Raw genomic sequence first — 14,016 nt, forward strand, 5'->3', positions numbered from 1 at the left:
GCACGCGATCGGGCGCGGTCGTCTCCAGTGGCTGGTAATCGCCGTGCGCGAACAACGCCGGCATCGCGCGCCGCAGCTGCAGCAGCTCGCGCAGCAATCGCGCCTTGACCGCGCCGTCATGCCACCCCGCCAGCAGCTGCGCCCAGGGTCGGGTGTCGTCCAGCATGCGATGGCGCGCCGGATAATCCACCGGGCGGCGGTTGTCGGGGTCCACCAGGGACAGGTCCCAGGCTTCAGTGCCCTGGTACAGATCGGGTACCCCGGGAAGGCTCAGGCGCAGCGCGGTCTGTGCCAGGCTCAGGCGCGCACCGGCTGGCGCCAGCCGCAGCACGGCGGCGCACAGCGCGTGCCGCAGCGGCTGCGCGAGAGATCCGGACAGCACCTCGTCGACAAACCGGTCTGCGCGCTGCTCGTAAGCAGCGTCGGGGGTGCGCCAACTGCTGCGCACGCCCGCTTCGCGCAGCGCCTTGCGCTGCCATTGGCGGACACGCGCGCTGAAGTCCTCCGGCACCTGCTCGACCCGCGCCGGCCATGCCGACACCAGCGTCTGCCACAGCATCTGGCGATCGGCCGGGTGCAGCGCGGCCCCGCCGAGCGGCGCGGCGAGGCGATCGAAACGCCGTGCGGCCGTCCGCCACCAGGTGGGCCAGTGCGACAGCACCGCCAGCCGCATCCGCGCATCTTCACCGCGCTTGTGGTCATGGGTGGCCGTGGCCAGCAGGGCACGCGGATGGACCTTGCCACGCTCGGCTGCCAGCGCGTGGAAGCGTGCCGGCGACAACCCCGGCACCGCCGGCTGCGTGCCAACCTCGTTGCGCGACAGCTGTGCGGCGTAGCGGTAGAAACTGCAGTCCTCCACCGCCTTGGCGTTGAGCGGCGCGCTCAGCAGCTGGAACTGCTGGCGCAGCCGCAGGCACAACGACGCCCGTTGGGGCGAGGCAGCTGGCGCAGGCGGGTCAAGCATCCAGCGCAGGATGTGCGCGATCGCCAGCGTCACGGCCGGGTCGGCGTCCCTGCAGGCGGCCTGCGCCGCCCGCTGCCAACAGGCCCGGTCCGAGGCTGCGGCAGCGTGCCCGGTCAGATAGCTGCGGTACACCGGGAACTGCGCCAGCAACCGGGCAACCGCCGCGGTCAGCACGGGCTTGCCAATATCCGCAGCCTGCCCGCCCGCCTCGTCTGCCACCTCGGACAGCAACGCGGCCAGCGCGTCGAACTCGGCGCGCAAGCCATTTTCCATCACCTCGTGGCGCGCCTGCAGTTCGACCTGCTCCACATCGCGCGGGTCGCCGGTCGCCTGCCGCCACTGCTGCGCCAGCGCCGCGCCACCGGCCCTGTCATGCATCACCCCGCCCACCTGGTCCATGACGTCATACCCGGTGCTGCCATCGCAGGGCCAGTCGTCCGGCAAACGCTCCTCGGGGCCGAGGATTTTTTCCACCCACAGCCCCAGCGTGCCCGCTGTCAGGTTGCGCGCCGCCCCGGCATCATCCAGCGCGTCACGCAGGCGTCGCAGGTAGGCGGCAGGATCGCGCAGGCCATCCACATGGTCGACGCGCACCCCGTCGATCACCCCTTCGGCGGCCAGCCGCAAGGGCAGCGCGTGGACGGCGTCAAAGACCTCCCTGCGCTCCATCTGCAACGCTGCCAGCGCGGTGACGGTGAAGAACCGGCGGTAGTTGACCAGCCCGTCGCCGCTGCGCCACCACGCCAGCCGATAGGCCTGGCGGCTCAACAATGTGGTCAACGCGTCGGCCGACATGCCCGACACGGCGTCGGCATGTGTTTCTGGCGCCAACGGATAGCGCGCATCGCCGAAGGACAGCCAGGCGGCGCCCGCCGCATCGCGTTCCACCTGGATCACGCCCTCTGCCACCGCCGCGGCGAGCGGGCGGTCCAGCACCGGCAGCCACAGCTTGCCGCCGCGGCCGGGGGCCTGCCACGCGATGTCGAACCAGGCCGCATACCGGCTGCGTTGGCCCTGCGCGAGCACATCGGCCCAGAAGGGGTTGTCCGGGTGTGCGGCCACATGATTGGGCACGATATCCACGATCAGCCCCATGCCGTGCGCGCGCGCCTGCCCGGCAAGGCGTTTCAGCCCGGCTTCGCCGCCCAGCTCCGGATTGACCGAGGTCGGATCGAGCACGTCGTAACCATGGGTCGACCCGGGTACCGCGCGGGTGATCGGTGACAGGTACAGATGGCTGATCCCCAGCGCCGCGTAGTAGGCCACCTGCGCCCGTGCTGCGTCGAAATCGAAGCCGGCATGCAGCTGCAGCCGTGCGGTGGCGCGAAACGGCACCATCTCAGGATTCCCCTCCGCGCGCTGCCGCGAACAGACGCAATGTATCGTGCAACGTGCGCCGCGGTAACGGCTGCGGGAGGCGATGGCGCCAGTTGGGATACACCGCCACGGTGCCCGGCAGGTTGACCTGCTCGCGCAGGTCCAGCGCGTCTTCCACCGGAAGCAGCGCGAGCGGCGCAGGACCGGCCGCCACGAACGCTATCGCTGCATCGTGCAGCGCCTCCGGACACGCCGCATCGGCGCCCACCGCCTTGGCCAGCTGCGCCGCCTCCTGGCGGCGTTGCTGCATGGCCTGCGCCACGACCGCTTCGCTGTCATTGCCCAGCTGCGCGCGCACGGCGATGTCTTCGCCGCGCTGCCAGCCGGCCAGGGTGGGTAGATCGTGCGTGCCGGTGGTGGCCACCGCCATCTTCCGCCACAGATTGGGCGGCAGGAATTCCCCATCACTGGCGCGCGAGAAGGCCAGCACATCCATGCCCAGTACGCCGCGCTCGGCCAGCCGCTGGCGGATGCCTTCAGGGACCACGCCGAGGTCTTCACCGATGACGATGCAGCGGTGCCGCCACGATTCCAGCGCCAGCAGGTTCAGCAGGTCATCCAGCGGATAGCGCAGATACGCACCCGCCTCGGACCCTGCGCCGTGCGGCACCACCCACAACCGCTGCAGGCCAAGGATGTGGTCGATGCGCACGCCACCGCGATCACGCATGACCGCGCGCAGCAGCGCAATGAACGGCGCAAAGCCGGTGCGCCGCAGGCCATCGGCGGAATAACTGCTCACGCCCCATACCTGCCCATGCGGCGCAAACGCATCCGGCGGCGCGCCCAGCACCAACCCGCGCAGCGCAGTGTCGCCAGCGGCAGCCGCCTCGGCGCCGTCCGGTACGAAGCCCACGGCCAGGTCGGCGATCAGGCCCAGCGCCATGCCACTCGCGCGGGCGCGCTGCTGCACCTGCGCCCAGCTACGGGTCGACAACCACTGGGCGAACGCCTGCAGCGCCGGGTCCGGCTGGCCCAGGGCCGCGGCGTTGAACGCGGCGAACCGGGCGAGCGAGCTGCCGCCTTCCCGCCGATGGCAATACAGATCCTCACGCACTGCGTCGGGAGCGGCATCCAGACGCTGGTGCCAATGCGACAACCGCGCCCACTTGAATGCCGCCGCGCCCGCCCAGTCAATCAACCCATCCTGCGTCGGTGCAGGCACCTGCGGCGCGTCGTCGTCATCGCCCAGCCAGGACGGCGGCGCGGTGTAGACCGGTTCGAGAAAGCGGCGGTCGCTGGGTGAGTACGGGCTGTACAAGGCCTCGATCCGCCCGGCCGCATGCAATGGGCTGAGGGTCAGTGCATCGCCACCGGCCGCCCCGATCCGCCGGCACCACGCGGCCGCGGCCGCACTGTCGCCAATGCCGGCATCCCCCACCGACCGGCCCGCATACACCTGCAGCGTGCCGCCCCAGCGACGCGGGGTTTCGCTGCCGGTGGCATCGGCCACGCTGAAGCAGTGGGCCGGCGCAACCGCGACGGCATGCTCTGCGCCACCGATGCGCAGGGTCCAATAGCCGGGCCGCTGCGGGCACCGCCAACCACCTGCGCCGTCCTGGCCGGCGGCCTCGGTATGTCCGTGCTCATCGCACCACTGTCCTGGCCCCGCATCAGCGGGACCGATCGCGAGCGTGGCGCCCACCTGAGCGGTATGCAGTTTCGTCTGCGCCCGCTCGGCCAGGCAGCGCTGCAGGCTGTCCACCCGCTGCGCGGGGGTGGCGGCCGGCCACTCCAGCGCTTCGAGTACCGTCAGCAGCGTGGTCTGCTCCACCCGGCGCGCGGTGCCGTGCACATCGTGCCAGTCGACGATCACCCCGACCGTGGCAGCCAGATCCGTCAGCGCGACCGAAGGCGCGGTCATCGCGGCACCCAGCGCACCAGCATCGCGTCCGGTGCCAGCGTGTCGTTGGTATCCACCTCGCCCAACTGCAGTACGGTCTGCCCGGCCGGCAGGGTCGCGGCCACGGCGGTGACGCCGAGATTGAAGGCCAGCCACCATTCGCCGCCCGGCAGCGCCCATCCCGCGGCGATCGCGTGATCGGCCAGCACCGTGGCCCCCAGGCTGCGTGCCTGCGCCGCATTCTCGGCCAGATACCGGCGGCGCAACGCCAGGGATGCCTTGAAGTCCGCCAGCCACGGGTTGTGCGCAAGCGCATCCGGCGGCGGCAACGGGCAGCGCGACGCCAGGAATGTCTCCAGCGCATTCGGATCGGGGATGGCGTTCCGCGATGCGGGTTCGGCGAATGCCTTGAGCTGGCTGAACTCGGTTCTCCGCCCCTCGCGCACGGCCTCATCCAGCGGCGGTTCGAAATCGGTGAAGAACAGGAACGGCTCGCGCGCGCCCCACGGCTCGCCCATGAAGAACAGCGGCACCATCGGGGTCAACGCGGTCAGTGCATGCGCGATCCGCAGCCGTGCCGGGGCCACCAGCGCCTGCAGGCGATCGCCGAACGCGCGGTTGCCGATCTGGTCATGGTTCTGCGCGAACACCACGAAATGATCCGGTGACAGCCCCGCGCTCGGTTCACCACGACGGTTGCCATGCCGGTTCACTTCGCCCTGCCACGCGAACCCTTCGGACAGCACCCGGGCAAATCGCGCTGCCGGTGCGCCGGCATAGTCGGCGTAGTAGCTCTCGGTCTCGCCGGTCAGCAGCACGTGCAGGGCATTATGGAAGTCGTCGTTCCACTGCGCGGTATATCCCTCGCCCAACAGCGAGGCGGTGTTGTTCTCATTTTCCACCACCAGGTCCACCGCATGTGCCGGGCCATCGGCGTGGATGGCCTCGCGCAACGTCACCAGGAAGGTCTGCGGATGGATCGCGTGCACCGCATCCAGGCGAAGCCCGTCGAAGCGGTACTCGCGCAGCCACATCAGCGCGTTGTCGATGAAGTAGCGCTGCACCCACGGCTGGCGGAAATCGATCGCCGCGCCCCATGGCGTGCGCACGTCCTCGCGGAAAAACTGCGGTGCGTAGCTGGCCAGCTGGTTGCCTTCCGGGCCGAAGTGATTGAACACCACATCCAGCAGCATCATCAGCCCCAACGCATGGCCGGCGTCCACCAGCGCCTTCAGTTCATCGGGAGTGCCATACACCGAGGCGGGCGCATACGGCAGTACGCCGTCATAGCCCCAGTTGCGCGAGCCGGGAAACGTGGCCAGCGGCATCAACTGCAGCGCGGTGATGCCCATCGCCGCCAATGCCGGCAGCTGTGCCTGCAGGGCCGAATAACCGCCGACCGCGCCCACGTGCACTTCATACAGCACCGCTTCGGACCATGGCCGCCCTGCCCCGCCCGTGGTCTGCCAGACATAGGCATCTTCATCGGGAATGGCGCTGGCGCCGTTGAGGCCCTCCGGCTGCCAGCGCGAGGCCGGATCGGGCACGCTGAGCGCACCGTCGATCCGGAAGCGGTAGCGCAGCCCGGGCGCGCAGTCGCAGACGACGGCATGGCACCCATCCTCTTCGGGACGCATGGCAATCACTTCGCCCTCCAGCAGCAGGTCCACGCGGCGCGCCGCAGGTGCCCACAGCCGGAAGCAGTACCCACCTTCCGCCTGTCGCTGTACGCCCAGTTGCCGCCGCGCAGGCGTCACTCCATCACCTGGAGGTAGACCGTGGACAAGGGTGGCAACGTCAACTCGATCGACTGCGCGTGGCCGTGCATCGCAATCGGCAACGCGTCCACCTGCCCACGGTTGCCGGTATCGCTGCCGCCATAGAAATGGCTGTCGCTGTTGAACACCTCACGCCAGCGACCGGCACGCGGCACGCCTACGCGATAGCCATGCCGCACCACCGGCGTGAAATTGCTCACCGCCAGCAACGCGCCGCCGTGGCCCTGCAGATCGTGACGGATGAAGGCCAGCACGCTGTTGACGTGGTCATCGCCCACGCTCCATTCGAAGCCGTCTTCGCTGCGGTTGCCATGCCGCAGCGCGGGAATGTCGCGCAGCAGCCGGTTGAGGTCGCCGATCAGGCGCGCCACCCCGGCGTGTTCGGGCTGCGCGGCCAGGGCCCAGTCCAGTTCGGCATCGTGGTTCCACTCGGTGGCCTGGGCGAACTCGCCCCCCATGAACAGCAGTTTGCTGCCCGGGTGGGCCCACATGAAACCGTAATAGGCGCGCAGGTTGGCCAGCTGCTGCCAGCGGTCGCCGGGCATCTTGCCCAGCAACGAACCCTTGCCGTGCACCACTTCGTCATGCGACAGCGGCAGCACGAACTGCTCGGAGAAGGCGTACATCGCGCTGAAAGTCATCTCGCTATGGTGGTGCGAGCGATGGATCGGGTCACGCTGCAGGTAGCTGAGCGTGTCGTGCATCCAGCCCATGTTCCACTTGTGCGAGAAGCCCAGCCCGCCTTCGGCGGCCGGCGCGGTCACGCCCGGCCACGCGGTGGACTCCTCGGCGATCACCACCACGCCCGGATACGTGGTGGAAATGGCGGTATTGAGCGCGCGCAGGAAGTCGATCGCCTCCAGGTTTTCGCGACCGCCATGCGCGTTCGGAATCCATTGGCCATCGGCGCGACTGTAGTCGCGGTACAGCATCGACGCCACCGCATCCACGCGCAGCCCATCGATATGGAAACGGTCGATCCATTCCAGCGCGCTGCCGATCAGGAACCCGGACACCTCGCTACGCCCGTAGTTGTAGATCAGCGTGTCCCAGTCCGGATGCAGGCCCTGGCGCGGGTCTTCGTGTTCGTACAGACCAGTGCCGTCGAAGCGCTGCATGCCGTGCGCATCGGAGGGGAAATGTGCGCCCACCCAGTCCACGATCACGCCCAGGCCGTGCTGGTGGCAGCGGTCCACGAAGCGCGCGAACCCTTCCGGGTCACCGTGCCGTGCGGTCGGCGCATACAGCCCCAGCGGCTGATAGCCCCAGGAGCCGCCAAACGGATGCTCGCTCACCGGCAACAGCTCGACGTGGCTGAAGCCAAGCTGCTGGATATACGGAATCAGCGCATCGGCCAGTTGATCCCAATCCAGCACGCTGCCGTCCGGGCCGCGACGCCAGGAGCCGGCGTGGAACTCGTAGATGGAGATCGCACCGTCCGCGTTGGCCGCGCGCGCGCTCATCCAGTCCTGATCGTTCCAGACATGACCGGCACCGGACCCCACCACCGACGCGGTGCCCGGCAGCGGCTCGCACTGGCGCGCCATCGGGTCGGCCTTGTCGGTCAGATGCGAGCCGTCGGCGGCGATGATTTCGAACTTGTAGCGCGCACCGGCGACCACGCGCGGCACGAAAATTTCCCAGACGCCGGCTTCATGGCGGAACCGCATCGGATGACGCCGGCCGTCCCAGTTGTTGAACTCACCGACCACCGCCACCCGGCGTGCGTTCGGCGCCCACACCGCAAAGCGCACGCCGTGCACGCCCTGGTCGGCGGCCAGCTGCGCGCCCAGCCCGGTACGGATGCTGTGCGGGTCGCCTGCGGGAATGCCGGCAAGCAGTGCCGCATCCAGCTGCGGCCCGAAGCCGAACACATCTTCGATCTCCTGCTGGGACGTGCCCCAGTCCACCCGCAGCAACGCCACCGCAGCGCTCTCGCACGCCGACTCGAACAGCCCTTCGCCCAGCGCCGCCATCGACTGCCAGCGCCCGCCCGTGTCGCGTCGCTGCACAGCCGACGCACCCGGAAACAGCACGCGCAGCCGCCAATGGCCCTGCGCATCCTGGTGCGGGCCCAGCAGCGCGAACGGATCGCCCGGTTGTCCCGCCGCGAGCGCGGCCAATGCCGCAGACAGCGGCTCATCCGCCGTTGATGCGGCCGATGCACCGTCCGGGCCGTCCGGCACCGGGGCCTGCAACGCGCACGACACCGTCATGCGCGCGCCTCGGCGGTGCGCTGGTACAGGTCGATATAGTGCGTGCCGGCCACCTCCCAGCCGCTGGGGCGCAGCATCGCCGCGCGCCGCATCGCAGCCATCAGCCGCGGCTGGCGGAAGGTGCGGAACGCACGCTGCACGCAGCGGCGCAGCATGTCCGCCTCCGGCCCGTTGAACAGGAAGCCGGTAACGCCGTCGTCCACCGTATCGATCAGCCCGCCGGTGGCGTGCGCGATGGGCAGGCAACCAAAGCGCTGCGCATACATCTGGCTCAAACCGCACGGCTCGAACCGGGACGGCATCAGCAGGAAATCGGCGCCGGCGAACATGCGCCGCGCCAGGGTTTCATCGAAACCGATGTACGCCGACACGCTGCCCGGGAAGCGCCGCGCCAGCGCGCGCACCTGCTCCTCGATCTCCGGCTCGCCGCCGCCGATGATCACCAGCTGGCCGCCGGCCGCCACGATCTGCGGCGCCACATCGCAGGTCAGGTCCAGGCCCTTCTGGTGCACCAGCCGCGACACCACCGCGAACAACGGCCCGCGGCTTTCGGGCAACCCGAAGGCGCGGCGCACGTGGCGGGCGTTGTGGTCGCGTCCTTCAAAGCTGCGCACATCGAAATGCGCCGGCAGGTGGCGGTCGGTGCTCGGGTCCCAGCTGGCATCGATGCCGTTGACGATGCCGCTCAGGTGGCCCAGCGCCGCGCGTCGCGACAGCAACCGATCCAACCCGCAGCCCTCGGCCGGCGCGGTGATCTGCGCCGCGTAGCTGATGCTCACCGTGTTGACCTGGTCGGCATGCACGATGCCGCCGCGCAGGAAGGACAGCTGCCCATGGAACTCCAGCGCCTCGCACTGCGCCTCGTCGATCCCCAGATCGGCGGCCAGCGCGCTCGGGAACAGACCCTGGTAGGCCAGGTTGTGGATGGTCAGCAGGCACGATGCGGTACTGCCCGACCAGCGCACGTAGGCCGCTGCCAGCGCGCACGGCCAATCGTTCAGATGCAGCAGGTCCGGCTGCCATTCCATGCCCACCTCGCCCGAGGCCATCATCGCCGCCGCACGTGACAGCGTGGCAAAGCGAATGGCGTTGTCGGCCCAGGGATGGCCGGCCTTGTCGACGTACGGGGAGCCTTCCCGTTCGTACAGTTCCGGGCAGATCAACACGTACACCGGCAAGCCGTCGTCGAGCACCGTCTGTGCGATCACGCACGCCGGCAATGCCGCATGCGGCTCGGTCTGCCCCACCACCTGGATCGGACCCGTGCGCGCAAGTACCTCGCTGTAGCCAGGGATCAGCACGCGCATGTCGGCGCGGTCGCGCAAGGCACGCGGCAATGCCGCCGCCACATCGCCGAGGCCGCCGGCCTTCACGAAGTCGGCCATCTCCGACACCACGAACAGCACGCGGCGCGCGATGTCCGGCGAGGGATGGGAGAGACCGGCCAGGCCAGCCGGTAACGCGGCACGCCTATGTCGTCGTACCCGGATGACATCACTCTCGGAAACGGCTTCGGCGTTGGCAGCAGAAGACGCAAGGGGAAGAAGGCGCGTAGGCATGGGGGACTCGCTGGCAGAGAAACACGACGCAGCAGACTCCACCTCGAGCCGGAATGGCCGGCGCAAGCAATCGTCAGGAGAGCACTACGAAGATGGGGGAACCCCAGCCATTACTTGGGGCGTGAATTGAATCTACACCCCTGCTCAATCAATACCCCGTGAACCTGGCACGACAGTTGCGTGAACCCACATGCGAAAAAGGCATGTGCTTATCAAGTTGCCTAGTTGCAGCTCACTCATGAGACACAATGAATGATTAAGAAATCTTCGTTGCCAAGCCTGCCTCGGACAGATACGGGCAGTGATTTCGGCGGATCCGCGCGGAACCCGACGGTTTTGGCGTGCATCAGCCGTCACCGATGACATGTTCAACGGGGACGGTGCGAATGCCGGATGCGACAGGCAAATACGCCACGCGTCGGCCTTCTCGCCCAGCCGCGTGCGCAGGTCCCGACCGGCACCGCCAATGCGCGGCGGGCGTTGCAGCAGCAGCCTTGCTATACGGCAGCCATCAACGCAACGCCCTCAACCCGCGTCGGGGGTACGCCCTGTGCGCGTCTGCGCCGTCGCCAGCGCGCCCTGCAGATCACGCATCCGGAATGGCTTCTGCAGTCCGTAACGGTGCCGGAACTTTTCCGCGATGGCGGCCTGCCCGTAGCCGGTAATGAAGATGTACGGCACGCCCTGGGCATCCAGCGCCTCGGCAACCGGGTAGGACGCACTGCCTGCCAGGTTGACGTCCAGCACGGCAAGGTCCAGGCCACCCGCCTCCACCACCGCCAGCGCGGCATCCACGTTGGCCACCGAAGCAGCCACTTCGTAGCCCAGCGCTTCCAGGCAGTCCTCCAGCACCATCGCCACCAGCGATTCGTCTTCGACGACCAGCACGCGCGCGGTCACAGGATCACCTCCGACACGGTAGCCGGCAGTGGCATCGACACGCGGAACGCCACACCGGCCGGGTCGAAGGCCAGGTCGACGTCGCCATCCAGATCGCGCTTCAATCCGCGCTCGAGCAGACGCGAGCCGAAGCCCTTGCGTGCCGGCGGGGACACCGGCGGTCCGCCACTCTCCTGCCACACCAGTTCAAGCACATCCCGACCATCGACATCCACGCGGCGTTCCCAGGCGATACGCACCCGGCCCTGCGGCGACGACAGGGCGCCGTACTTGACCGCATTGGTGCACAACTCGTGCAATGCCATCGACAGCGCCAGTGCGCGGCGCGGATCGACCCGACAGGACGTGCCTTCCAGCACGAAGCGACCACTGGCATCGGGCTCGCACAACGCCGACACATCCCGCGCCAGCTCCAGGATATCCGCACTCTGCCAGTTCTCCCGCGTCAACGTGTCGTGCGCGGTGGAGAGTGCCAGCAGGCGCGAATCGATCTTCTCGTGTGCGTCTTCCAGGCTGGTCGCGTTGTTGAACGACTGACGGGCCAGCGACTGCACCATCACCAGCGAGTTCTTCACCCGATGGTTGAGCTCGTTGATCAGCAGTTCCAGGTGCTGCTCGTGTTGCTTGCGTTCGGTCACGTCGCGGGTGCTGCCAGCAATGGCTTCCACGTTTCCGTCCAGCCCGAACACCGGGGTGAAGATGTACTCGTAGATCCGCGTGCCCTTGGTCTGGTGCGGGAACGGCACTTCGCCCCGGATGGGCTGGCCGGTGGCGATCACCCGGTCGATTTCCTCATCGTGCATCGCCGCGTGCCACGGCTCATACCCCAGCTCAAGACAGGTCCTGCCCCGGGCATCGTCCCAAGGCATGCCCCACATCGTCAGCAGGGCGTCATTGGCATAAATGAAGCGATGCTGGATATCGAACACGTAAAGGAGGTCCGGGGTGGCCTGGAGCAGAGCCTCGTAGATGCGCCATCGGGCGGCGTTCTGTTCCTGCTGGGCTGGCACGTCGGTGGGTCCTGGATAAGGGGCAAACGATAGTTCGTGCGGCGTGAACGCCGAATCATGAGTAGATGCCGCGCCGCCGAGCCCCGTCAACCCTGCCGCCCGGCGGTAAGATCCGGGCTGTCGTCCCGGCACCGGAGCCCGCCATGCAACAGTCCGTCATTCCCCAGCTGCGTATGACCAATGCCACGGTCAGCGTGCCGTTCTACCAGCGCATGGGCTTTGCCATCGACTGGGAGCACCGTTTCGAACCGGGCATGCCGCTGTTCGTGCAGATCAGCCGCCAGGGCCAGCTGCTGTTCCTGACCGAACATGCCGGCGACTGCGAACCCGGTGGCGCGGTGTACTTCCACGTGCCGGATGTGGATGCGCTGCATCGCGCGTTCGTGGACGCAGGGGCAGCGGTGTTCCGTGCGCCGGCGGATGTGCCGTGGGGTGGGCGGGAAATGATGGTGGTGGATCCCGACCATAACCGTCTGCGGTTTGCTACGCAGGGGAAGTAAGTCACCCGGTACGACGCTGCACTACGTCGGCAGCGGCGTCCATTCATGGGAAAAGCGCGTGAACTCGATCTGCAGTTCCCCATCGTGGTCCAGGATGATGTGGTGCCGGTAAACGCCGGGGCGGACAATGGAGAACTCATGCAGAAGAAGATCGGCATGCCCATTGCCTTCCAGGGCGGGCTCGCACAGCTGGAAACTGGACACGCCACCATAGCGTAGCGTTGTCATGCCCTCGAACATCTGATCAATAAGGCTCAACGCGATCAGCGTCTGTCCATTGGAGAATCTGCCCTCGTACTGCTTGGACACAACGAGGGACAGGATTCTTGCATCGTGCAGCGTCTTGTTTCCGCCAAGACTGTAGCTGTCGACGTCGCTGGCGAAGGCGTGCAGCGATGCCGGCATCTCACTTGCCACTGTATCTATGTAGTCAAAATACCTGGAGAAGTTCCAGGCAAGGCCATCGAAGTAGATCCGGTCGAGTTTCCTCACGCGCACACGCTCCTTGTAGTTTCTCCGGGCCGCGCGCATCGCGCGCCGGGCAGGCCGCAGGACGTCACATTGCGCCCCGGCGGGTCAACATTCTGACGTATCCCGTCAACATTCCGACATTCATCGCGCGCCGACGGAAGCCAGGTCGAGCGTGTCATTGAATAATTCATCGACTTGCGCCCGAACGTGAATCCAAATCGGCCTGCCGCGCGTACATAGCCCGACCCCACCCCACGACCGAAGCGCAATGAGTCCCCCAGTCACCCAGGAAGATGAGAGAAAGGCCGTCCTTGGGTCCATGCAGATCGCCGATGTTGCCGCGCTCCCCTCGCTGGACCACATCACCCGTCTTGCCAGCTACGCCTTCGATGTCCCGGTTGCCTTTGTCTCGATCCTCGGCGACGTTGAACAGCGCTTCGTGTCGCGGATCGGGCTGCCGGTAGCCGCGACGTGCATCCGTGCCTCCATCTGTGCCCACGCCATCACCGCCAACGGGGTGTTCGTGGTCACCGATCTGGCGGCCGACCCCCGCTTCCGCGACAACCCTCTGGTCGCCAGCGCTCCGCACCTGCGCTTCTATGCGGGTGCTCCGTTGATCGCCAGAAACGGGGTGGCCATCGGCGCCCTGTGCATCATGGACAGCACGCCGCGCGACTTCCTGGAGAGCGACCGCGAGCAGCTGTCGAGCCTGGCCCAGCTGGTGATGGGGCAGCTGGAGCTGCGCAACCTGTCCGGCCGGCTCGATCCGGTCAGCGGCCTGCCCAGCCGCCACCAGCTCCACGCCGATTTCCCCGGCATCATCGCCCGCAACGCCATCGGCAGGCACTACGCCGTGGCCATCGACGTGCTCGACATCCCCCGCGCCAGCCAGGTGGGCCAGGTGCTTGGGCTGCAACCGCTCGAGGCCCTGATCCGCCGCGCCGGCGTTCGCCTGCGCACCGCACTGGACGGCATCGCCACGGTCTACCACGTGGGGGTCACGCGCTTCGCCTTCCTGGTGGACATGCCCACCGCCCGCCAGGCAGAGACCCTGGTGCTGGAACTGAAAGACCGCATGCTGCGTCCCTTGATGGCCGCTGCCGTTCCGATGTCGCCACGCTTCCACGCAGGTGTCTGCGCCGTCGAAGCGGAGCATGAAAGCAGCCACGAGCTGCTTCGAAAGCTGCTGGTGAGCCTGCACGATGCCTTCGACGCGGGGCGCACGTTTTGCTGGTATTCGCCAGGGCGCGACGAAGCGGTTCACCGCGCCTACCGCCTTGCATCGGATGCCGAGTATGGCATCGCCACTGGCCAGTTCCACCTGGCCTACCAGCCCCGCTTCGATGCCCGCACGTTGCGGCCGGTCAGTGCGGAGGCGCTGATCCGATGGACCCACCC

Annotated in this window: 10 protein-coding genes; 2 read left to right on the forward strand and 8 right to left on the reverse strand. The window is 67.8% G+C overall.

Annotation, left to right across the window (positions count from 1 at the left end; genetic code table 11):
• The 7 genes from treY to RTO53_RS14440 form a co-directional block, all read right to left on the reverse strand.
• A partial coding sequence (gene treY / locus RTO53_RS14410; protein WP_312238438.1) for a malto-oligosyltrehalose synthase occupies positions 1-2,302 on the reverse strand: 2,302 nt, incomplete at its 3' end.
• A 1-nt stretch (position 2,303) separates the two neighbouring features.
• Positions 2,304-4,205 (reverse strand): 4-alpha-glucanotransferase, encoded by a 1,902-nt coding sequence (gene malQ, locus RTO53_RS14415; RefSeq protein ID WP_312238439.1) that lies wholly within the window; start codon positions 4,203-4,205, stop codon positions 2,304-2,306.
• Positions 4,202-5,941, reverse strand: a complete 1,740-nt coding sequence (gene treZ / locus RTO53_RS14420; protein ID WP_345784548.1) for a malto-oligosyltrehalose trehalohydrolase — start codon at positions 5,939-5,941, stop codon at positions 4,202-4,204. The genes malQ and treZ overlap by 4 nt, the downstream gene beginning before the upstream one ends.
• Entirely contained in the window at positions 5,938-8,178 is a 2,241-nt protein-coding gene (gene glgB / locus RTO53_RS14425) for a 1,4-alpha-glucan branching protein GlgB (protein ID WP_312238440.1), read from the reverse strand. Before glgB ends, treZ begins: the two co-directional genes overlap by 4 nt.
• Positions 8,175-9,737, reverse strand: coding sequence for a glycogen synthase GlgA (glgA, locus tag RTO53_RS14430; protein ID WP_312238441.1), 1,563 nt, complete (start codon positions 9,735-9,737; stop codon positions 8,175-8,177). Before glgA ends, glgB begins: the two co-directional genes overlap by 4 nt.
• A gap of 525 nt (positions 9,738-10,262) precedes the next feature.
• Positions 10,263-10,637 (reverse strand): response regulator, encoded by a 375-nt coding sequence (locus tag RTO53_RS14435; protein ID WP_312238442.1) that lies wholly within the window; start codon positions 10,635-10,637, stop codon positions 10,263-10,265.
• Positions 10,634-11,647, reverse strand: coding sequence for an HWE histidine kinase domain-containing protein (locus RTO53_RS14440; protein ID WP_312238443.1), 1,014 nt, complete (start codon positions 11,645-11,647; stop codon positions 10,634-10,636). Before RTO53_RS14440 ends, RTO53_RS14435 begins: the two co-directional genes overlap by 4 nt.
• Positions 11,648-11,790: 143 nt before the next feature.
• On the opposite strand from RTO53_RS14440, the gene RTO53_RS14445 reads away from it, so the two are divergent.
• A complete protein-coding gene (locus RTO53_RS14445) occupies positions 11,791-12,147 on the forward strand; it encodes a VOC family protein (RefSeq protein ID WP_312238444.1) in 357 nt (118 codons plus the stop codon).
• Between the two features lie 21 nt (positions 12,148-12,168).
• Here the strand turns inward: RTO53_RS14445 and RTO53_RS14450 are convergent, their stop codons facing one another.
• Positions 12,169-12,639, reverse strand: a complete 471-nt coding sequence (locus RTO53_RS14450) for a hypothetical protein (protein WP_312238445.1) — start codon at positions 12,637-12,639, stop codon at positions 12,169-12,171.
• 247 nt (positions 12,640-12,886) lie between these two features.
• On the opposite strand from RTO53_RS14450, the gene RTO53_RS14455 reads away from it, so the two are divergent.
• Positions 12,887-14,016, forward strand: a 1,130-nt coding sequence (locus RTO53_RS14455; protein WP_312238448.1) for a GAF domain-containing protein, incomplete at its 3' end; no start/stop codon positions are given.

Origin of the sequence: Stenotrophomonas sp. (assembly GCF_031995405.1) — a bacterium.
Classification (GTDB): Bacteria; Pseudomonadota; Gammaproteobacteria; order Xanthomonadales; family Xanthomonadaceae; genus Stenotrophomonas.

Bases quoted from the DNA above. Each gene is read 5' to 3' on its own strand.
- malQ (WP_312238439.1), bottom strand. From the start codon at position 4,205: ATGACCGCGCCTTCGGTCGCGCTGACGGATCTGGCTGCCACGGTCGGG.
- glgB (WP_312238440.1), bottom strand. From the start codon at position 8,178: ATGACGGTGTCGTGCGCGTTGCAGGCCCCGGTGCCGGACGGCCCGGAC.
- glgA (WP_312238441.1), bottom strand. From the start codon at position 9,737: ATGCCTACGCGCCTTCTTCCCCTTGCGTCTTCTGCTGCCAACGCCGAA.
- RTO53_RS14445 (WP_312238444.1), top strand. From the start codon at position 11,791: ATGCAACAGTCCGTCATTCCCCAGCTGCGTATGACCAATGCCACGGTC.